General features: G+C 57.2%; 18 protein-coding genes, 1 tRNA gene and 2 pseudogenes. 8 read left to right on the top strand and 13 right to left on the bottom strand.

The genetic code is table 11. The features are described 5' to 3' along the window. Positions 1–4: 4 nt before the first annotated feature. Positions 5–1525, bottom strand: coding sequence for a DUF3300 domain-containing protein (locus OH720_RS20865; protein WP_272602737.1), 1521 nt, complete (start codon positions 1523–1525; stop codon positions 5–7). A gap of 247 nt (positions 1526–1772) precedes the next feature. Continuing rightward, positions 1773–2252: a hypothetical protein gene (locus OH720_RS20860; RefSeq protein WP_272602736.1), complete on the bottom strand. Its 480-nt coding sequence runs from the start codon at positions 2250–2252 to the stop codon at positions 1773–1775. Between the two features lie 265 nt (positions 2253–2517). On the opposite strand from OH720_RS20860, the gene OH720_RS20855 reads away from it, so the two are divergent. Continuing rightward, positions 2518–3015, top strand: coding sequence for a cupin domain-containing protein (locus OH720_RS20855; RefSeq protein ID WP_272602735.1), 498 nt, complete (start codon positions 2518–2520; stop codon positions 3013–3015). Positions 3016–3035: 20 nt separating this feature from the next. Here OH720_RS20855 and OH720_RS20850 read toward each other — a convergent pair whose 3' ends face one another. Further along, a complete protein-coding gene (locus tag OH720_RS20850; RefSeq protein ID WP_272602734.1) occupies positions 3036–3470 on the bottom strand; it encodes a GFA family protein in 435 nt (144 codons plus the stop codon). Positions 3471–3525: 55 nt separating this feature from the next. Beyond that, positions 3526–4467 (bottom strand): carbon-nitrogen hydrolase family protein, encoded by a 942-nt coding sequence (locus tag OH720_RS20845; protein ID WP_272602733.1) that lies wholly within the window; start codon positions 4465–4467, stop codon positions 3526–3528. 105 nt (positions 4468–4572) lie between these two features. Here OH720_RS20845 and OH720_RS20840 point away from each other — a divergent pair, with 105 nt between their 5' ends. Further along, entirely contained in the window at positions 4573–5256 is a 684-nt protein-coding gene (locus tag OH720_RS20840) for a winged helix-turn-helix transcriptional regulator (RefSeq protein WP_272602732.1), read from the top strand. Positions 5257–5276: 20 nt separating this feature from the next. Here the strand turns inward: OH720_RS20840 and gltS are convergent, their stop codons facing one another. Continuing rightward, complete coding sequence (gltS, locus tag OH720_RS20835) at positions 5277–6491, bottom strand: sodium/glutamate symporter (protein ID WP_272602731.1); 1215 nt, start codon at positions 6489–6491, stop codon at positions 5277–5279. Between the two features lie 208 nt (positions 6492–6699). Between gltS and OH720_RS20830 the strand changes: the two genes are divergently transcribed. Together OH720_RS20830 and OH720_RS20825 are read left to right on the top strand one after the other, a co-directional pair. Continuing rightward, positions 6700–7158, top strand: coding sequence for a metallophosphoesterase family protein (locus OH720_RS20830; RefSeq protein ID WP_272602730.1), 459 nt, complete (start codon positions 6700–6702; stop codon positions 7156–7158). Between the two features lie 458 nt (positions 7159–7616). Then, on the top strand, positions 7617–9086 hold the full coding sequence (locus OH720_RS20825) for a sensor histidine kinase (protein ID WP_272602729.1): 1470 nt from the start codon (positions 7617–7619) through the stop codon (positions 9084–9086). On the opposite strand, the gene OH720_RS31715 is transcribed toward OH720_RS20825, so the two are convergent. Together OH720_RS31715 and OH720_RS20815 are read right to left on the bottom strand one after the other, a co-directional pair. After that, entirely contained in the window at positions 9083–9301 is a 219-nt protein-coding gene (locus OH720_RS31715; protein WP_336299072.1) for a DUF3703 domain-containing protein, read from the bottom strand. The two genes, OH720_RS20825 and OH720_RS31715, sit on opposite strands and share 4 nt — an antisense overlap. 141 nt (positions 9302–9442) lie before the next feature. Next, positions 9443–9883 (bottom strand): annotated as a pseudogene (locus tag OH720_RS20815) (HAD-IC family P-type ATPase); the annotation flags it as partial. A 962-nt stretch (positions 9884–10845) separates the two neighbouring features. Here OH720_RS20815 and OH720_RS20810 point away from each other — a divergent pair. After that, positions 10846–12885 carry a hypothetical protein gene (locus tag OH720_RS20810; protein WP_272602728.1) on the top strand — a complete coding sequence of 680 codons (2040 nt, stop codon included), beginning with the start codon at positions 10846–10848 and terminating at the stop codon, positions 12883–12885. Positions 12886–13086: 201 nt separating this feature from the next. Here the strand turns inward: OH720_RS20810 and OH720_RS20805 are convergent, their stop codons facing one another. The 3 genes from OH720_RS20805 to OH720_RS20795 form a co-directional block, all read right to left on the bottom strand. Then, complete coding sequence (locus OH720_RS20805; protein ID WP_272602727.1) at positions 13087–13641, bottom strand: YdeI/OmpD-associated family protein; 555 nt, start codon at positions 13639–13641, stop codon at positions 13087–13089. A gap of 167 nt (positions 13642–13808) precedes the next feature. Further along, positions 13809–15110: a C4-dicarboxylate transporter DctA gene (dctA, locus tag OH720_RS20800; protein WP_180203359.1), complete on the bottom strand. Its 1302-nt coding sequence runs from the start codon at positions 15108–15110 to the stop codon at positions 13809–13811. Between the two features lie 72 nt (positions 15111–15182). Beyond that, on the bottom strand, positions 15183–16538 hold the full coding sequence (locus OH720_RS20795; protein WP_272602726.1) for a class-II fumarase/aspartase family protein: 1356 nt from the start codon (positions 16536–16538) through the stop codon (positions 15183–15185). A 116-nt stretch (positions 16539–16654) separates the two neighbouring features. Between OH720_RS20795 and OH720_RS20790 the strand changes: the two genes are divergently transcribed. Continuing rightward, positions 16655–17395, top strand: a complete 741-nt coding sequence (locus OH720_RS20790; RefSeq protein WP_272602725.1) for a GntR family transcriptional regulator — start codon at positions 16655–16657, stop codon at positions 17393–17395. Positions 17396–17421: 26 nt separating this feature from the next. Here the strand turns inward: OH720_RS20790 and OH720_RS20785 are convergent, their stop codons facing one another. Continuing rightward, the gene (locus OH720_RS20785) at positions 17422–18576 is read right to left on the bottom strand and encodes an epoxide hydrolase family protein (protein ID WP_272602724.1); all 1155 of its coding nucleotides are present in this window, start codon (positions 18574–18576) and stop codon (positions 17422–17424) included. A gap of 138 nt (positions 18577–18714) precedes the next feature. Then, positions 18715–19440 (bottom strand): annotated as a pseudogene (locus OH720_RS20780) (bifunctional helix-turn-helix transcriptional regulator/GNAT family N-acetyltransferase); the annotation flags it as partial. Between the two features lie 130 nt (positions 19441–19570). Here OH720_RS20780 and OH720_RS20775 point away from each other — a divergent pair. Beyond that, positions 19571–19646, top strand: a tRNA-Phe gene (locus OH720_RS20775). A gap of 133 nt (positions 19647–19779) precedes the next feature. Further along, a complete protein-coding gene (locus OH720_RS20770; protein ID WP_272602723.1) occupies positions 19780–20058 on the top strand; it encodes an alpha/beta fold hydrolase in 279 nt (92 codons plus the stop codon). Positions 20059–20177: 119 nt separating this feature from the next. Here the strand turns inward: OH720_RS20770 and OH720_RS20765 are convergent, their stop codons facing one another. Beyond that, entirely contained in the window at positions 20178–20999 is an 822-nt protein-coding gene (locus OH720_RS20765) for an RHS repeat-associated core domain-containing protein (protein WP_272602722.1), read from the bottom strand. Between the last annotated feature and the right edge of the window lie 353 nt (positions 21000–21352).

Here is a 21352-nt window from a genome sequence, read left to right as displayed (position 1 = left end):
TTATTCAACGGCGGCCCCCCCTTGAACGCGCTGCGCCGGACGGCCGACTGATCTGATGCCCGGCTGCCCGCGAGGCGTTGGGGCGCTGGAAGGAAGCCTGGCTGGCCCGGCCACGGTTGGCTTGCAGGTTGGCCTGGGACGGCGAACGCGCGCCGGCGAAGGCATTGTTGCGGGCACTGCCTCTATTGACGGCCGGTGCGGCCTGGCGGTTTTGCGCCGCCTGGCGCGTTTGGGCGCGTTGATTCGCCTGGTTCTGGTTCCTGGGTTGCTGAACTCTCGATTGCTGATTCTCCCGGGTATTTCTGGCGGTACCCTGGTTCCGGTCAGCCGTCCTCGGTCTATCAGCCGCTTTCGGCCTGTCTGCGCCGGCCTGCAGCCGATTGCCGGCCGCGGCCCGGGACTGGGCGTCGCGCGCCCGATCACGGGCCTCCAGGTTGCTGGTGGCAGGTCGTTCTATGCCGTGCCGGTCCATTGAGCTACGAGCTCTATCACGCGCCTGGGCGCGCTGGGCATTGTCCCCTCGATAGGCCTGGCGCTGACTGGCGCCGTCCAGCTGCCGGCCAAACTGTTCGCGGCTCCTGTTGTCTCGATAGGGCACGCCATTGCGATGGGCGGCGTTATGCTGCCACTTGTTCTGGTTGTTGGTGATCCGGTTGTTGGCATTGATGTTGTTGTAGCGATTGACGTCGATGTCGACGTCGTTATTGCCCCAGTCACATTCACCCCACAACGCACCGACGATGGCCACCCCAGTACCAAACGCCAGCCCGGCCATCAGCGCCTGGCCAGGGTAATAGGCGGGCGGTGGTGGGTAGTAGGCAGGCGGTGAGGCGGGATAGGCCCAGGTGCCGTAGGTGGTTGTCGGGTTATAGGTGGGGACGTACACCACCTGCGGATCGGCCGGCTGAATGATGATGGTCGAGCTGCTGCTGGCAGGGGCCGGAGCCTCCGTCGTGGTCGTGGTCGTGGCGGCCGGTGCGGGGGCCGGTGCCGCGTTCTGGATCGTCACGTTCTGATACTGGTTGCTCTGCAGGTTGCCGGCGGCCTGGGCCTGGCGACGCAAGCGTTGCACGGCATTCATGAGATCGTCGGGCTGCGCCAGGAAGGCATCCCCCAGGCGTTGTACCCAGACCGGATCCTGCCCCAGCGTTGCCAGGACCTGCGGGAAGGCAACCAGCGCCTGCACACTCGGGTCCCAGGGCTGGTTCGCCACCTGTTTGACCGCGTCATCGCCCTTGGCGTCCGGGTGAGCCTTCGACCAAGTGACCGCCTCGGCGACTTCCCCGGGATAAGTGGACGCCATCAGTAGCTGTGCCAGCAATGGGTCCGGGTAGAGCGCGATGGGCGCCAGCATTTGATCCAGCTGTTCCTGGGTAAACACCGGGTCTTTGGCAGGCACCGTGGCCGCTGCCGTATTGGCAGGGCTGGCTGTCGGGGCGGGGGCTGGATCCGCGGCCTGCACCACGCAGGGAGCGCCGCTGAGAAAAAACATCGCTGACAACACGTAGAAAAATGGGGTACGCATCACCGCTCCCTGTGGTCAGGCAGATATGAAATGAGTGGATCAATGCCAGGTAAATGCAAGCCGATTGTGCAAACCCCTGGCCTCAACTTCGACGCCGTCCATTGATAGTAGCAAACATAAAAATTCTGCCCGAAATACCTTCGGTTCCCGGACCAATAGCAGTCGATTTGTCCCGCTCGGAATAACGAACACGAAAAAGCCCGGCTGATCAGGCCGGGCTTTTTGTGGGTGCGGTGCAGCGATGGGTTCAGGCGACGGTGTTGCCTTGCAGACGGTCGGAGCCATCAGCGGCGACGGTGTTGCCTTGCAGGCGGTCGGAACCATCGGCAGCGACGGTGTTGCCTTGCAGACGGTCGGAGCCATCAGCGGCGACGGTGTTGCCTTGCAGGCGGTCGGAACCATCGGCAGCGACGGTGTTGCCTTGCAGGCGGTCGGAGCCATCGGCAGCGACGGTGTTGCCTTGCAGGCGGTCGGAGCCATCGGCGGCGACGGTGTTGCCTTGCAGGCGATCCGAGCCATCGGCAGCGACTGTGTTGCCTTGCAGACGATCAGAACCATCAGCAGCGACGCGATTCTCGATCAGGCGATCCGAACCGCCTTCAGCTACACGATTCTCGACCAAACGATCCGAACCACCTTCAGCGACAACAGGCTGAACAGAGGTAGCGGCAAAAGCGTTAACTGCAAAAACCGAGAATGCGATGCTGAGGAGGGTTTGGCGTTTCATGATCGTGTGCTCCGGGGTGTTGTTGGTTGGTATGGAGCTGATGTTACGCCGCGGATTTTTTAAGAGAACTTCATTGACGTGATGTTGAACATCGATGCGATTGATAGGGCCAGCGCGAGCCCCCTGGTGAGCGTGATGATATGGCACGGAGCATTGATTACATTGCGTATCAACTGTAATGCCCGATCACGCCGTTATCATTAATGCCAATCGCCCATAGAGTCAGCCTGACGATTTTGTTTATGGCGTAGTCAAGGTGCCTCTCATGGTTCAAAGCATTATGAAAACAACTGCCCTGGCAGCACTTCTTGTCGCAAGCGCAGCCATCCCGCCCGCACAGGCACAACCCTTGCCACTCGATAAAACCGGCGCCTTGCATAATGAAGACGTGGAATGGCGCAGCTTCCCCGCCTTCCCCAAAGAAGTAAGACTGGCGGTTATCGCCGGCGACCCGGGCAAACCAGCCCCCTACGTGGTGCGAGTCAAAGTGCCGAACGGCACCCGATTAATGCCCCACACCCATCCGGAAAACCGTATCTACACCGTCATGTCCGGCGTTTTCCATATTGGCTTCGGAACGGTGTTTGATCCGGACAAGCTGGTTGCCTATGGGCCGGGCAGCGTCGTGATACTCCCGGCCAATACGCCACACTTCCATTGGGCGAAATCAGGAGAGTACATCTCACAAGTCTACGGGACGGGGCCGTTGGGGCTTGAGTACGTGGATGGCCATGATGATCCTCGTAATGCGTCGAAGCGATAAGGATTCAAAGTTCCTGACAACTATTCCCCGACGCCAACACCCGATCCTCCCAATTCTTTCGGCACATCCCTCAGCTTCGGCAACCCGTCCTTAATACGCAGCACCGACTCCTGATAATGCACATGAACCCCAGGCGTGTACTCAAGATCCGGGATGACCGCGGCATACACATCGATGAGCCCCATCCCCGGGTGCTCGGTGAAGAGATGCCCGCCGCAAATCTTGCACCACTTGCGGTAACTCTGGGGTGTCTTGTTGTAGGTGCCGATGTTGTCGGCCCCGCGAGTCACTTGCAGCGCCTCGGGTTTCCACAGGGTGAAGGCATTGACCGGCCCTGCGGACCAGTGCCGGCACGACTCGCAATGGCAATAGCCCATCGCGGCCGGCTCACCGCTCACGGTGAACTCGACGGCACCGCAAAAACAACGGCCTTTGTAAGATTGTTCAATGTTCATGGCATGACTCCTTGATCAATGGTCAGGCGATTGCTCGCACGAACGTTACCTGCCTTCATTCGTCGACGTAGTGCACCGTTGTTGCCGGTGTGCGCCGCACCTGCAGGCTGAAAATGTCCGGCCGCGCATAGTGCCCGGTGACGTCGAGGGCCCGTCGTGCCGGGGCCACGAGTGAGACGTCGATGTCCGCGTACAGAATGCCTGCCTCTCGGTGCAATGGGCCGGCGACGATCCGGCCTTGTGGATTGACCACCACCGAGTCGCCGTCATTGATCCATTCGTCCGGATCGGCAAACAGTTGCGCACGGGACGGGAAGTCGTCGGGGATGTCGCTGCCGCGCAGTGCGGAGCCACTGCCGAGCACCCAGCAGCGGCCCTCGAGGGCAATGTGGCGCATCGTACAGATCCAGCCCTCGCCGGTGTCGTAGGTGGGCGCGACGTAGATTTCCACCCCTTGGGCATACAGCGAATAACGCGCCAGCGGCATGTAGTTTTCCCAGCAGATGAGCGCGCCCACGCGGCCGACCGGAGTATCGACCGGACGCAACCCGGACGCATCACCAAAGCCATGCACCATGCGCTCGGGATTGGTGGGCATCAGCTTGCGGTGTCGATTGAGCACGGCGCCACTCGGGCCGATAACGACTACGCTGTTATAGAGCGTGCCGCCACCATTGCGCCGGTCGCACTCATTGATGCCGCACACGATCGTCACCGCGTGGACGCGGGCCGCCTCGCACAATTGGCTCAGGTCACCGTTGGCGATATCGACGGCGTTGGCCAGCAGCCGGGCATGCAACTGGCCCATTACCGCCCCGTCCTTTCCCGCCGCCAGTCGCCAGATCCACGACGGGTAACCTGGAATGAACGATTCGGGCAGAACAATCAGCGAGGCGCCCGCCGCCGCGGCCTCGGCGACCGATTGCACGGCCCGGGCGATCGTCGCACTGCGATCGAGCAGCACGGGCGGGCGCTGAATGATGGCGATCTTGGTCATGGCGTTCTCCTGGGGCGGTTGGCTGTCGGAGACTTGAGCGTGCGCGTGGCAGAGTCGCGGGGCTAGTTCAGAATCTGAAGCGTTGCAGCGGTGGGAGTGCAGGCGATGGACGAAAGCTATGGTCAGTTCTGCACGGTTGCGCGCGGTGCCGAGGCGCTGTGCGAGCGCTGGACGCCCTTGGTGGTGCGCGAACTCTTGTGCGGCAGCAAACGCTTCAATGAACTGCACCGCGGCGTACCCCGGATGTCCACCGGTTTGCTGGCACAGCGGCTGCGCCATCTGGAAGAAATCGGTGTGGTGCATCGCACGGCGGTCGGCAAAGTCTGGGAATACAGCCTGACCGAGGCGGGCGAGGAATTGCGCCCCATCATCATGGCGCTGGGGCATTGGGGCGCGCGCTGGATCGGCAGTCGCCTGCGCGACGACCAACTCGACGCAGGCCTGCTCATGTGGGACGTGCGCCGGTTCGTGTGCCTCGAGACGTTCCCGTCCCGGCCGGTGGTCATCCAGTTCAAGTTCCGCGATGCGCGGTCCGGCGAGCAAGCATGGTGGCTGGTGGTCGAGGAGGGTGTGGCAGACCTGTGCCGCGACGACCCCGGGCGTGAATTGACCCTTGTTGTGGATTCAAGCGTGCGTGCCTTGACCGAGGTTTGGGCGGGCGACCGTACACCCCGGGAGGTGCTTGAGTCGCGAGAGCTGCGTGTAGACGGCTCAGCGCAGGATGCACAAAACCTCTGGCGCTGGCTGGGCACGAGCGCGTTTGCCGGTACCCGGAGCGCGGCGCGTTAGCCATTCAAACAAACGGGCCGCTACAGCCCACTGAACATCCCGATAATCACGGCATTGACCAGATCAATGAAAAAACCGCACACCAGCGGCACGATGAGAAAGGCCTGGTGAGCCGCACCGTATTTCTGGGTCACGGTCGTCATATTGACGATGGCTGTCGCAGTAGAGCCCAGCGCAATACCGCCGAAGCCTGAAGCGATCACGCTGGCTTCGTAATTGCGGCCCATGAAGCGGAACACCAGAAAATACGTATAGAGGACCGTCAACAGGATCTGCAGGGTCAATGCGCAAGCAATGAACAGCAGCGCGCCGCTGAGCTGCCACAGCTGCAAGCCCATCAGCGCCATGGTCAGGAACATGCCCAGGCAAACGTCGGAAATCAGCGACAGGCCCTGGCTGGCGCCGCTCCAGGATTTCAGGCGCTGCTCGCCGAGCACTCCCCGGACAAGGTGGTGAATGACGATACCGGCGAACAGACAACTGACGAACTTGGGCAGGGTGATCCCGCTGTCGACCAGCAGCAGGTTGAGTCCATAGCCGAGCATCAAGGTCAGATTGAGCCACATCCACGCCCAGAGCACGTCGTAGTAGTCCAGTGGCTTGCTCTGCTGTTGCTCGAGAATGCCGACTTCCAGCGCCGCATCCAGGGATGGCGTCAGTTGATGGCGACGGATCAACCGATTGGCGATGGGGCCGCCAATCACACAAGCGGCAATCAGGCCGACAGTGTTGCTGGCGATCCCCAATTCATGTGCGTTCTCGATGCCCAGCCTTTCGACAAACAGCGGTGCCCAGGCCAGGGTCGTGCCCACCCCGCCGGTGAGGGAGATGGAGCCCACCATCAGGCCAGCCTTGGGATCAAGCCCGAATACCTCGGCCATGCCCATGCCCAGCGCGTTCTGCAGGAAGATGAACACTGCGGCGAGCACCAGCAGGATCAACAGCGGTCGCCCACCCTTGACCAGCTGGCGCATGTCCGACCTCAAGCCGATGCCGGCAAAGAAATACAGCAGCATGGTGTCGCGAACTTGCAGGTCGAACTCGACCTGGATGTTGAGACCGAAGTACAACAGGCTCGTGACCGCCGCACAGACAAAGCCACCGACCACCGATTCTGGAATACAGTATTGACGCAGCAAGGTGCTGTGCTGCACCAGCGTCTTGCCCAGGAAGAGCAGCAGGATGGCCAGGGTGAAACTCACCAGGCCATGAACAGCAAAGAGTTGGGCGGTCATCTATAGCCTATTGAAAAACCTGAAAAAAATATTATCCAGAGTCGATCGCACGGCTTTGCGACCTGGATCAATGAAAGTACAGATCGCGGATGAATCCGGATGCAGTCAAGGCCCGGGTTCGCCGAAGTGAGTCAAGCACCTGATCCCGGAACACGCAATCGCCGGGGCAGGGGGGGCGTACATCCTTGAGACTGGCCAGGAGCCCTGAATGAAAGTTGGCGTGATCTCCGATACCCATGGCCTGCTTCGCAAAGAAGCGCTCGCGGCGTTGCAGGGCTGTGAGCGGATCATTCACGCCGGCGACATCGGCAAGCCGGAAATTCTCGATCAACTGGCGTTGATCGCGCCGCTGCATGTCGTGCGCGGGAACAATGACCTGGCGGCTGCGTGGGCGGAACATCTCGCCGACCACCTGAGTTTCGAGCTTGAGGGATGGCAGATTCTGCTGGTGCATGACATTGCCGATGTCCCGGCAGTGCTGGATTCAGGCACGAAGCTGGTGATTACCGGGCATTCCCACAACCCGCGCATTGAGTGGCGCGGTGAACGGCTGTTTCTCAATCCAGGCAGTGCAGGGCCGCGACGGTTCAAGTTGCCGGTGACGTTGGCGTTGCTTGACGTGCAAGCGGGGGTGATTGAACCGCGTCTGGTTTCGTTGCTGGAGTGAGCGTTTTATTAGGGGCGGGTGTTGCATGTCTTTGATAAAGGGGGCGACAAGCAAGGCTGGACTGAGGGGCAAAGGGGGCTGGGAAAGCGTGTATGTTTCAGCCAGTGGCTGAATCAGACCGAAAGGGACTTTTTTGGAAGGCAGCAATCGGCCAGAAGCGGACACGGCTTAAGACAGCTTTCAGCCCGAACGATCAATTCCCATACCCCGTTTACAGGGGGCATGCCCCCAGAGTTGGCTGTATTTCCCCATTAATTTCATTTGCCCATGCTGACAGCATTGCCAAAAAAAATTCAGCTTGCTCCGTCTCAAGCGTTAAAACGTTACAAACACTAGGTGGGTTGTCAACGCGACTAAATCCTGAGTTGTTGGCATAGAGAATGCTGGGACCTCATCAATGATTCTCTGAGTGATTCAAGCGGCTACAACTGGCCAAGCGGCACGCACAGGACACTCCCATGCAAACAATATCAGATCAATTCATACGTCAGCCTCGGGAAGCGGTCGACTCAATTGCGCCGACCAAACCACCCAACCTCCTGCGCTGGTTTTCGATCATCAGCTTCATTCTGATCAGTGCCATAGCTATTGGGCTGGGCTTCGTGTCGACGCGTTTCCTGGTCATCGAAAGCCTGGAGCGCGACGCCCTGTTGTCAGCGCAATTTATTCAGACCATCGCCAAGGGTGAAATCCGTCACCACGGGTTGTCCGGGATGCGTATGGGCGACGTTTTGGCAGCCACCCAATATGGAATGATGTCGGATGAAATGGCACTGAATCGGCAACGGGCGCGTTCGGAGTTCCTCGACCACTTATCACACCTCCCCGATTCACTTTTGATCAGCATCTACTCCCCGCTCAGGACGGTGATGTGGTCAACCAACCCGCAGTTGATTGGGCAAAAAATCTTCAACGACGAGGCACTCGAAGCGGCATTCAGCTCGAAAGACCGGGTTTCGACCAAGTACAGCAATGCTGATGAACTCCGGCCCGAACAGCAGTTTTTACTCGCACCCAAAATGTTCTTCATCGAGAGCTACATCCCCTTGGTCGATGACCTGGGGAATACCCTGGCAGTGGTTGAGATTTACAAAGAGCCAGCCGATTTGATCGAACGACTCAACCGGGGCCACTGGATCATCTGGCTGTCTACAGCGCTGGGCGGTCTGCTGCTTTATTTCGGACTGTATTGGATTGTTCGACGGGCATCGATTCAGCTCGCGTCACAGGAGGCGCAACTTGTCGCCAACAAGACGTACGTGGGCTTGGTCGAGATGTCCACCGCGGTCGCTCACAGCCTGCGCAACCCCCTGGCCTGCATCCGCTCCAGCGCAGAACTGGCGAACGAAATGGATTGCCAACCCGTCAAGAAGAACATCGACGATATTGTCAGCCAAGTGGATCGGATGTCGCAGTGGGTGCATGAATTGTTGCTGTGCTTGCGACCGATTCGTGGAGAGGCGGAACTGGTGGAGCCGATGAATATGGTACAGGCCACTTTGGCCGGCTACAGCGCACAACTGGCTCAATCAAGAATCCAAGTCGAATTCAACAATGAGCCAACCCCCCGGATCATCAGTAATCCACTGTTACTTTCTCAAGTATTGAATAGCGTTATCGCCAATGCCATCGAGGCGATGCCTGGGGGCGGAAAGCTAACTGTCCAGGTGAGTGTCGATGACACCCATCAATGGCTGCATCTCGTAATTGCTGACACCGGAGATGGAATGTCACGGCAACAGGAAATGATGGCTTTCAAGACCTTCTACACCACCAAGCAAGGCAAGCTAGGTATAGGGTTGATCATGGTGAAGCAGATCATGGAAAGTTTTGGAGGAGAAGCCACTCTGACCCGCCATGAAGACAAGGGAACATCCGTGCACCTGAGTTTCAGGGTGGTGGAAAGAAGAGTCAGTGGGTTGCGCTAGTCTTCGCGCAACAGTTCCTCCAGATCGGCAGACAGTGGCATGACGGAAAATGCACTGATGCGCGCTCTTCCCGTGTTGCCGACGGGCCCCAAAATCCTGGAAAACAACAACGCGGCAACGATTCGAGGATCCTGGCCCGCAGTCACCCGCCAATCTTTCGTCATCCGCCCCAGATTCAACATGAACCAATGAGATTTTGCATGAGCCAACGGCATACGCTGGGTGAGTATGTGAGCAGGCTCAATCCAGCAGTAGGCAGCCTGAAAAATTATGGCTCCTCTTAGCGAGCCCAGCCTCATGGAACGCTTCGTTTATGGCGTTACGCAAAACCTCCTTCATCGCGACCTCCAACTCTACTACTTCAGCAATCGAAGTCCGTTGAGCACCACCAACAAGCTGACTCCCCCGTCGGCGAATACCGCCAACCACATGGTGGCCAAGCCCATCAAGGTGATCACCAGAAACACGGCTTTGATGCCTAGGGCGAATCTGATGTTTTGTTTGAGGATCGATGCGGTCTGCCGTGACAGGCGAACAAAGGGCGGAATCTTGCTTAGGTCATCGTCCATCAACGCAACATCAGCCGTTTCAATGGCGGTGCCCGTACCAGAGGCAGCCATGGCAAAACCAATCTGCGACTTCGCCAGTGCCGGTACAGCGTTTATCCCGTCACCGACCATCCCCGCCACGTGGTTGCGGCCCTGCAACTCGCCAATGACCGCCAGCTTGTCAACAGGTAGCAAGTTTTCTCGCGGCTCATCAATGCCAACACGTTGGGCTATAGCCTGATCCGTGCGCATGTTGCTACGTGAAATCCAAGCCCGTTAACTTCTGCAGAAGATAAGGATTTCAATCTCAGACGCGTACTTTTCTGTCGTGGAACCCACGTCCGGCTTTTTCAACGGAATCGGCCGATTGCTGCCTGTCACGAAGGGCTGCAAGCAACTCAATGCGGACAATCAGAGGAATGCGCAGCGATCAATACATTGAACTGAATAGCTGCTCGGAGTTTTTCACTTCACATTCCGTTTCTGCTTCCGCTCGCGTTAAAAATGAAAGGGGCAGGCGACACTTTTCCTTGTTGTCGTAAATGTTGAAGCCAGAAGGCACCGTGCTGGAGTAGAAGCGGGAACCACTACGGATCGATCCCATCTCCGTAGGTATCGCCGGAACGACAACAAATCTCGATGTCATTTCACCACCTGTATTTTGGATCCTAATCCTAATGTTTAGCGGCAAATGGCTATCATATCAACTTTTCGTCATCAGCCTCGACGAGCGGGTCAACAGCAGGAGGCGCAACCAGCCTGAACGCAGAGGGAGCAGGCTCGTGAACCGAAGACTGCTTTTGGCCGATTGTTGCCTGTCGTGAAGAGCAGATCTCACCCTTAGCTGCCCTTCGCGAGGAGCAGCTAACGGCCGAAAACAGACACCCATATTTGCCTAGAAATTCAGGGGCGTGTCTCGCTGACATATTCCGGGCCTAGCCAATAATTTGATCCTGAAAGATATAGATCTGGCAGCTTTCTTCCAGCCCGTTTCTGTTGGTGCTAATTGGCCGTTTTGGGGCGAAGCCGGATTTGGTGAAGGAGGGCGTCTGAAGCAGAAGTTGTATGAGAACAGTGACATTTAACCCTGATTCGAGATTAGCCAAGGGAGTGCTTTCCAAGCGATCAAGCCAATATCATCCCCATGCAGATCCCCTCCGACTCTGGCATTGTAAGTGTCAGGCAGTGAAGCCGTTTTTGTCGGAGTGGACTTGAAAGTGGACTGGGGAAAATCTGGGCTGGACACACAGGAACAGGACACACCGGGCGCGTCTATGTTTCCCCAGCAATGGGGCGTACATCTGCATGAACTGGCTCCAACGACCGTAAATTCGCAGCACGCTCCATTGGGGGCATCTCCATTTTCGTTCAGCGAAATGAGCGGCGAGCAATTCGAGCAGCTCTGTTGGTGGCTGCTTAATAAGGACCATGACCTGGTTGGCTGCCAAGTGCTGGGCAAACAGGGAAAAAAATCTCAGGACGGAATCGATCTGTTTGCCTTCCACCGTTCGCGCCCTGACGCACTGCGAGTCTATGAATGCAAATGCTGGAAACGATTCACTCCTGGCGTGCTAAAGGACACCGTGGATCGTTTTCTATCTGGGCGATGGGCCAGCAGCACCCGGGCATTTACCTTGGTTCTTTCCCGAAGTGGTGTGCAGGGTTTAAGTGACGAGTGGATTGAGGCTCGCAGAAAACTGGCCAACCGAGGGATCGAAGCGGATCTTTGGACCGCCGAGCATCTATCGGAGAGGCTACAAGCAGCTCCTGACGTGATCAGTCGATTCTTCGGTGAGATGGCGGCGGCGCGATGGGGGGCGGATTGGATGCGTCGAGTGGCTTTTCACGATTCGTTGCTTCAGGCGCTTGAAGATTCACGGCCACACGTATCCGAGCTGGCCCGTGACTTTATCGGGCAGGATCGAGGCGCGAACGAGGAACTGGTTACCTACCACGCCAATGACCAAAGCTGGTTCATGAGGAGGCCTTGGATCGAAATTTCGGCGCTGCTACCCGTGGGCAGGAAGTTTCAGTACCCAGGCTCTGCCATCATTTCGCTAAAACTCCCTGACACTGCGGGTGTGGACGTGGTTCTGGACCAGAGGTGGATGCTGAAGAACTTGCTGGGACATTCTGGAAGCCCCGTGTCGTCTGATGCAAGGCCATTCGTCAAGGGTCCCCTGGTTGGGGACAAAGCTGGCGAAATCATCGAGCTCAATCATTGCCGGTTCATTATTCCTCCTGAGGCTCTGAAGCAGATCATCACGGCTTCGGATGCGCTTTCTGATGCGTACCTCAATGCACTGCAGCAGCAAGAGACTGAGTGGGGATCAATAGGTTTTCCGGTCGTGAATTGGAACGGGCCACAGGTAGCACTCTGCAAAGTGGATAGGTGGGCCTGGGACTGGATCCTCGCGTTCGCAAATCACCATGACGTACGTGAAGGCTCAACCCAATGGCATATTTTTCACGAGGCGCGGGATCGGCTGATGCCACAATGTGAGTTGGGCTACAGGGGCATTTTCTGGGGTGTAAGCATCCCCGAGCTTTGTGGCGAGAACGAAATAGCGATTCTTTGGGATCCATCCTTTCTTGATGGTCGCTCGGATCGCCGGGCCGCATGGGCCTGTGATGAAAGCTACACCTGGATTCATAACGAACTTTTACCCGCCATCGGGAAATGGGTTTGCATAAACCGCTTCACGCGTTCGCAGCGTTGGTTGCATCCAAAAGCAACGCGAGACGAGATGGCACAGATCGAAGAGACCTGGAACAGTGCCTGGATATCGAAGGAAGTCCGAAGCGTGCATCTGATGCTTGGAGAGGCCTTCCGCAGCCTTGGGCTCTTTCAGACGTTAAGTCGACTGCAGGGGTTCTACAACAACGCAGAACGTTGTAGTCGGGCGCATTTTAGTCTGGACGTTTGTATGGGGTTGTATCGGACACTGCTCTGCTTGCTTGAGGGGGATCGTGGGTATGCACCTTACATGGCGGCAAACCTGGGGCTAGGAGGTACTTGTCGGGATCACGCTGAACTCAAAACCCGCCTCGTCGAGCAAATGAAGAGCGGGACTATCATCACCGGACCAACTTCGGTCGAATATGTAATGCGAACCATGCTCGAGGCAATCAGCGAGGACGACGGTTGGATTGATCCGCGAACACGCGATGCGGCGTTCGACTCACTAATGCCTTGGATGGCATTTCACGACAGACAATTGCTGATTGAGCGACACAGCCGATACATCTGAGACTGCACATTTCATTTATCGACTGAAAGCGGCGCTCTCCAGTGACCGCTTTTGGCCGATTGCTGCCTGTCGCGATGGGTAGAAAACAACCCTTTGCAGACATACATATCAATCAAGCTAAAAGCCCGTCTTTAGCCGGACCCGGTGAACGTAACGAACGATTTGGCCGCCTTGTCAGGCGCATTCAACGCAATGCTCCCTTTAAAAATCTTCTGCCTCGGGCGCCCGGAAGGCCTTGCTGTAGTAGCCGGACTGGTCGAAACAGCAAACCTGCTTCTTACCGGACGCAAGCATATCGCAGGCATCACCAATACGTTTTGCGCGCGTCTTGAGTTGCTTGGCTGAAGTAATCCAGTGTATCCAGTCTACCCGTGCGAGGGTCGTCGTATTCTTCCAGACTTCATGAGCCTCAGGCGTGGCTGCCAGTACCTCCTGAAAATCGGCTGGGATGTCAGGCTCAGGTTCCTTCTTCACAGGTGTCAGCTCTAGCGTAACGACATCCCCAACGGCCGCGCCTGCGGCTTCGAGCAACTCGCGACCGACCTGCAGCCAATGGCTCAGCTTGCCATCCGGCTCAAGGGTTGCCTGGAAAGGGTGCCCATTGATTGTGCCGTCAACGGTCGTCCTTCCTCGCCTCGGAAGCTGTTCACTCACGTCTCTTGGCAGTACCACGAACGCCCACGGCGTATCACCGCCAGGCTTTGCCGGACGAAGGAGCTTTGCTTCGAATCGGGATTTCACATCGATTGTTGTCATTGCAACGCCTCCAGCTAATTCGCCTGACTACAGGAACGGGGGGAAAGATTTATGTAGTCTTACCTTCGTTTTTTAGCAAATAAAGGGCCCTTTGAGGGCCCTTTACAGTCAGCGTGTTTCAACCATTCCAGGAAGATTTCACTTCCCATCGACAGACCATCGATCGATTAAAGCGCAGCCTCCAGATTCCGCCCAAACACCCGGTTGTATTCAGCCTTGGCAGTCTGCTCGGTGAATTCCCCCGACCATTTGGAAACCACCACCGTCGCCACGCTGTTGCCGATGGTGTTGCAGGTGGCGATGGCCATGGACATGAAACGGTACACGCCAAACAGCAGGGCGAGGCCTTCCACCGGCAATACGCCAATGGCGGTCACCGTGGCGGCGAACACCACGAAACTGCCACCGGAGACGGCTGCCGCGCCTTTGGACGTCACCAGCATGATGGCGATGGTGCCCAACTGTTGCTCCCAGCTCATCGGTACGCCGTAGGCATTGGCGATGAACAGCACGCAGAGCGACATGTAGATGGAGGTGCCGTCCAGGTTGAAGGCATAACCGGTCGGCAGGACCAGGCCGACGCTCTGCTTGGAGCAGCCGAATTTCTCCAGTTTTTGCAGCAGGCGTGGCAGGGCGCTTTCCGAGGAGGCGGTGCCGAGTACGATGAAGATCTCATCCTTGATGTACTTGAGGAAGCGCCACAGGCTGAAGCCTGAAATGCGGCAGACCGCGCCCAGCACCACGAAGATGAAGAAGGCGACGCAGACGTAGAACATCAGCACCAGGTTGGCCAGCGACATCAGCACGGCGCTGCCATTGCTGCCGACGGCGTAGGCCACCGAGCCGAAGGCGCCAAGCGGGGCGAACTTCATGATCAGGTTGATGAACTCGAAGAAGCATTCGGAGACCCGGCTCAAGCCGTCCTCGATCACGCTGCGGCGCTCGGGCTTGAGGGCCAGCAAGGCAAAACCGAACAGTACCGAGATCACCAGCACTTGCAGCAACTGGCCACCGGCGAAGGCGCCGACGAAGTTGTCCGGAAAAATCCCGTAGATGAAATCCATGGTCGACGCCGGCGCGTGGCCCTTGGCGACGGCTGCACTGGCGGCTGCGGCGGTGGCGCTGCTGGGGTGTGCGTCATGCATGCCCGAGCCGATGTTCAGCAGGTTGCCCCACAGCAGGCCGATGGCCAGGGCAATGGTCGAGACGATCTCGAAATAGATCAGTGCACGCAAGCCGACCTTGCCGACCCGCTTGATGTCGCCAGCCGAGGCGATGCCATGGACTACGGTGAAAAACACCAGGGGTGCAACGGCCGTCTTGATCAGCTTGAGAAAGATATCGCCGAGAATCTTGAATTTGGCAGCCAACTCCGGGGCCAGGAAGCCGAAGGCAATGCCCAGCACCATGGCGGCGATGACTTGAAAGGTCAGGTCTTTGTAGAACGGCTTTTTGTTAACAGTGGTCATGTCTGCGATCTCGTTGTTTTTATTGGCGAGCAAAGTGCAGAAGGGCTCGACCCATGGCCGAGCCCCGTGGGATTAGCGCTTGACGGAGCCCTCGCGAGACAGGGCGATATCCACCATTTGCGGGGCAAGACCCAGATAGTTGGACGGGTCGGTAAGGCGCTTGAGTTCCTCGATATCCAGTTGCGCCGTGGCTTCACCCTGAGCGAGCAACGCATCGAGCAGGCTGGTGCCTTCATCGTTCGCCAGGCGGCAGGCGGCATACACCACGTCATGCGCAACCTGACGGCCCAGGGCCGGTGCCAGGCCCATCATCACCGCTTCAGCCACGATCAGGCCCTGGGTCATATCAAGGTTCTTGCGCATGCGCTCGGTGCGTACTTCCAGGCCTGCGAGCATGAATTTGGCTTGGCCGAGCGAGGCGGCGCTCAAGGCGAACGCTTCAGGAATGGCGATCCATTCGGCTTGCCAAGGGCCGGTCGAGCGTTCGAAGTCCTGAATCATTGCATCGAGCATCAGGCCCGCGTGCTGGCGCACACCTTTGGCTGCGGCGTACATCAACTCACAGGAAATCGGGTTGCGTTTCTGCGGCATGGTACTGCTGGCACCCCGTCCCTTGACGAACGGTTCGTACACTTCGCCCAGCTCGCTGGTCATCATCATCATGACGTCCAGGGCGACTTTGCCCAGGGAGCCGGTGACCAGTCCGAGGAAGTTCAGGGTTTCCGCCAGGCCGTCACGGGCGACATGCCACGTGGCTTGCGGCACGCCCAGGCCCAGTTCGGCCATCAACGCTTCCTGGACTTCCAGGCCTTTGTCACCCAGTGACGCCAGTGTGCCTGCGGCGCCGGCGAACTGACCGATTTCCACCCGCGGACGCAGCTCCACCAGGCGTTCGGCGTGGCGGTCGAACATGCTCAACCACACCGCACATTTGTAGCCGAAGGTGATGGGCAGGGCATGTTGCAGGTGGGTACGGCCAGCCATCGGCGTGTCGCGATAGCGCTTGGCAAGATCGGCCAGCAAGCCACGTACGGCCTGGATGTCACGCTCGACCAGTTGCAGTGCCGCGCGCACTTGCAGGACGACGGCGGTGTCCATGATGTCCTGGGTGGTAGCACCCCAATGGACATAGCGCCCGGCTTCGCCACAGGTTTTCGACAGTTGTTCAACCAACGGCAGGATCGGGTAACCGACGATTTCGGTTTCGTGCTGCATCAGCGACAGGTCGAGGGAGGCATAGGTTGCAAGTTCAGCGATCTGTTCGGCGGCCTGGCTCGGGATTACGCCACAGCGCGCTTCGGCGCGGGCCAATGCCACTTCCACCTCGATGTAGCGTTCGATCAGGGCTTTGTCGGAAAACACACCGCGCATCTCGGCGGTGCCGAACATGTCGCGAAAGAGGGCGGAATCGAAGACGGTGCTGGACATGGGGTAATCCTGATATGTTTGTTATTGATCGGACATATTAAATATGTCCGTACATAATAATTACGCCCTCACTGGTACACTGTCAACTCAGGTGAAGCTCGGGACTGATGAAAGGTATGAACCAGACGCGCTATGCGGTCGTTGCAAAAGACTTGATGGAAGGGATTTCCAGCGGGAGATTTCCGGTCGGGACCTTGCTGCCCACGGAGTTCGAGCTGTGCGAGCTGTATGACGTGAGCCGCCACACCGTGCGTGCCGCCATCACCCAATTGCAGAACCAGGGGCTGGTTTCACGACGCAAAAGGGTGGGAACCCGGGTTGAATCTGCCACCCCCAAGGGCGGCTATTCGCAGTCGCTGGCGTCGGTATCGGACCTTGTACATCTGGCTGAAACCCAGGTGCGCAGTATCCAGAGCGTGCAGCACTTCGTGGCCGACATCGCGCTGGCCAAGCGATTGGGCCTGGAACCCGGCGAGCATTACTTTTGCGTGTCCAGCATTCGGGTCGATCAGCAGAACCTGCGGGCACCGCTATGCTGGACTGACGTTTATGCCCAGGACATCTACTCAGAGGTCATCGAACTGGCCGAGCAGCATCCCGACGAGCTGATTGCCGCGTTGATCGAGCAGCACTTTGGTCGACACATCGATGTGGTGGATCAGCAGGTACGCGCGGTACTGCTGTCACCCGAGATTTCAAAGAGCCTCAACGCTGAGGCCGGCTCCCCGGGTTTGAACATTGTTCGCCAGTATCGTGACGAGGAGGGGGCTGTGATGGTGGTGTCGGAAACCACCCACCCTCAGGACAGGTTTACGCTGGTTAGCCAGATGCGCAGGGAAAAAAATCTGGCGTCTTAGGGGGGAGGGGGGCCGAATGGTTGGATCTAACCCCTCAAAGGCCTGAAGAATGCCCTGACCTCTTCAGCCAGGATTTCGGGCTGCTCCAGCGCTGCGAAATGACCACCACGCGGCATATGCTCCCAACGGTGGACATCAAACACGCGCTCGACCCAGCTGCGTGGTGGCATGGGCAGCTCTTTGGGAAACAACGCCACGCCCAACGGAGTTTCCACTCGCTCGTTGTCCTGGAAAACTAGTGGATCAAGTCGATTTTCCTTGTATAGCCGCAAGGTTGCTTGAATGCTCCCGCTGAACCAGTAAAGCGCTATGTCGCTGAGGAGCACGTCAAACGGCACCACTTGTTCAAGATCGTCGGGATGATCTACCCATGCTTGGAATTTTTCGACAATCCAGGCAGCAAGGCCCGCTGGCGAGTCTGCAAGTGCGAAAGCCAGGGTTTGTGGTTTAGTCGCGTGCAAAGCCGCGTAAGCACCTTCGGTCGCCGCAAATTGGCCGCTTCGATTCAGAAAATCCTGTTCTGCTTCGCTCATGGCGTCTTGGGCTCGCCCAAGAGGTGGCCTGAAACTACCCGGGATGTAATTGAGATGGGCACCTATCAACTTGGGGCTGAAGTTACGAGCGAGCCACATCGATACACCCGCACCGATATCGCCTCCCTGAGCGCCAAATCGATCGTAGCCCAGCTCACCCATCAACGATGCCCAGAGTCCGGCGATTTGTCTGGAGCTGATACCCGCTTTGGTCGGAGCAGGAGAGCAACCGTAGCCGGGTAGAGAGGGCACGACTACATCAAAGGCGTCTGAAGCATCGCCCCCGTATTTCGCAGGATCGGTCAGAAGTGCAAGGAGCCGTTCCATCTCCAGGAAAGAGCCCGGCCAGCCGTGGGTAATGATCAGCGGCATAGCCTTGGGCCCAATCCCCCGCTGGTGCAGAAAGTGAATCTGCTCGCCGTCAATTTCCGCCAGGAACTGTGGCAACCGGTTTATTCGCTGTTCATGAACGCGCCAATCAAATTGGTTGCGCCAATAATCCAGGAGGCGTGCAAGAAAATTCGCGCTAGTACCGTCATCCCAACTGTCCGCCGCCAAGGTGTCTGGAAAGCGTGAAGCGCGCAGGCGTCGATCGAGGTCCTCGAGCTGCTCAGGGGTAATGGCAAGCGTGAAAGGGCGGATCGACATGACGATTCTCTGTGCGATGGGATGGGGGACGCCACGGTTTTGTGATCTGCAACCTTGCCTGTTTCGAAGACAACAGGGACACAGGGGGCGGTTGAAAAAACTGCACCTTTTGTGGGCCTTCCAGTGCGGTCAACGCTATTACAAATCCCGAGCCCAGGTCTGGCTGACGAGGTCTTTTCCGAAGCTGTGGACCTGTTCCTCTTCGACCAGTTGAAAGCCTGCCTTCTGATACAGTTTTCGAGCATCGCAAAGCACGCTGGTCGTCCAGAGGATCATGCTCGTGTATCCAGCATGACGTGCAAATCTAAGGCTCTCTTCCAGCAACCGATTGCCGATTCCCATGCCTCTGGCGCTCGCATCTACGTACAGCATCCGCAGCTTGGCGGTTGTCTCGTCATGCCTGACGACAAAAACCGAACCGATGACCTTGCCCTCTTTTTCTGCGATCCAGCAGCGCTCGCAGGACGAGTCGAACTCACGAAGGTACCTGGCAACGATTTCCGCCACCAGCGCTTCGAACTCTGAATTCCAACCGTATTCGCGTGCATACAGTTCAGCTTGCTGCTGAACGACAATCCCCATGTCACCGGCTCGAGGATCGCGCAGAAGGTAGGAGCGATCGCTGCCGCCCAACAGCGTCTGTATCCGTGTCATGGCTTGGGTCAATTGCTCTTGCTGTGATTCCGGTAAGCGTTGCAGCATCTTCACGACTTCCTCACGAGCGGCTTGCTCCAGGGAGGCCAGCACCGTGCGACCAGGGCCGGTGAGCTGGATTTGTGAGGCTCGGGCATCGCTTGCCGAGCGAGTCCTGACGATCAGTCCTTTTTTCTCGAATCCTCCCATGACCCGGCTGAGGTAGCCGGCATGTCAAACCTGAAAATAACCTATTTCTCTGTGTGGGAATATGAGGGCCATCGTAAGTATAGGTATTCGTTAAGTTTTTTTGATTTCGTGCTTGACGCCACAGCAGTAAAGAACGTTTAATTGCGCCGCGGCCCAGATAGCTCAGTCGGTAGAGCAGGGGATTGAAAATCCCCGTGTCGGCGGTTCGATTCCGTCTCTGGGCACCACCTTTCGTTTTCAGGTGATGCCAAGCACACCTGAGAGCACACAAAAAACCCGCCTGGTGCGGGTTTTTTGTTATCTACGGTTCCCGAACTACAGGACCATTACGCTGGCGTGCCCAGGGTCGGCATATCGCAAATGCCCCGCTGGCCGATGCGTCTGCCGCGCCATGCCGACCTGTTTGACGAAATGCTTAAGCAATTGGGAATCGAGCAGGCCGATGTGTTCGGTGTGAGTTGGGGCGGTGCGTTGGCGCAAGAATTCGCCTTGCGTTACCCGAGCGGGGTGCGCCGACTGATCTTCGCGGCGAACGCGACACCCTGGTGCGGCGGCACAGCGCGCACATCCTGCACCGCACCATTCGCCGTGCCGAACTGCACGTCCTGCAGGGCGAGTTGGCTTTTAGCCTTGACTTGAGACCGGCTAATGGGTGTCTCCTTTGTTGCCCGAGCCCTAAAAAATCTGAGAATCACCTAGCCGGCCTTTGTACGTTGTACCTTTGTTCTCGCTCTATTTAGGTTGTACATTTTTTGAGGTTAACGTTTTCGAATGTCATTTTGGTTTTTTTGTAGTTGTGGAGCAGGCATAGCCTTGATTCGCGCAATTTGTTCACTGGAAATTTTACTGATAGCGCCGTGATGAAAATCATCCATCATTTTAAATGATTCTTGCATGCGAATTTTGTTGCTTGGGGTTAAAATGGATTTTTTCTGAGCAAGGTCATACAGGATACTGCCCTGTTCCCGTAGGGAATATTTAACGAGCTCCCGGGTACTAACTACCATGGCTTCCGTTTTTAGAGTCGGTATATCTGTAATGAATGTATCTATGTTGCTTGATACTACCTGCGCTGCCCTGCTAGTCGCGTGATTCACCAAAAAAACTTCGGGATCCATTTTGACAGATTTTGCTATTTCCCTTAAGTTTTTTCCACCGCCAAGATTTTGTTTTGCCGCTCTCAATGCGTCTTCGGTGTGCGCACCAATTGCTCCAAGGTTATCCATGAGTGATTTCACCAATGCATGCCCTGTTGGATCCTTACTGTTTATAGGGTCTGCGAGGCAATAAACGTAGGCATTTATTCCCCCCTTTCCAAACGGACTCAAACTATCCGGGCTGTTGTACCGCATCAACACCGGATTGAATTGCCGATACCCTTTCCCCAAATGATAATGCCCGGTCAGCGGGTCCGGCAGTTCGCCATTAAACCCGAGAAGGCTGAGCAAACCGCTTTCTCGTGGACGGTGGCCGTAGGGTGTGAAGGCAATGGGGTTGGGCTGATTTGCGTCGAGGACGTTCAACACCGACTGCTGTTGATCGGTTGCCAGCAGTATCGTTCTGCGTGATTGAGAAGACATCGGGTGAGCTCCGAGTGAAGTCCAAAAAACTGTTCCCCATCATCGCTCCTAATTCAGCCATTGCCTACTATCAGAACTGCTAGTTTCGACGGAGACTGCCGCGTTTTAACTTAGTCGGATTGAAGTCGGTTCCGGAGACGCAGGGGACAGATTTATTTCGAGACGCAGGGGACAGATTTATTTAGTCAGCTTCTTCGTTTTGAAAAATAAAGCTGTCCCCTGTGCAGTCGAATCGCCATTTGGGCGACGGGGCTGACTAAAGGCGGCTTCGGGATCAGCGGAGTAGGTGAGCACTTCCGAACTTCTTGTAGGATCTGTATCGATAAACCCCAGGCCATTCACATTACTGCGCT

The sequence above is a fragment of the Pseudomonas sp. WJP1 genome (assembly GCF_028471945.1).
Taxonomy (GTDB): Bacteria; Pseudomonadota; Gammaproteobacteria; order Pseudomonadales; family Pseudomonadaceae; genus Aquipseudomonas.
This window is presented reverse-complemented; position numbering and strand designations above follow the sequence as displayed.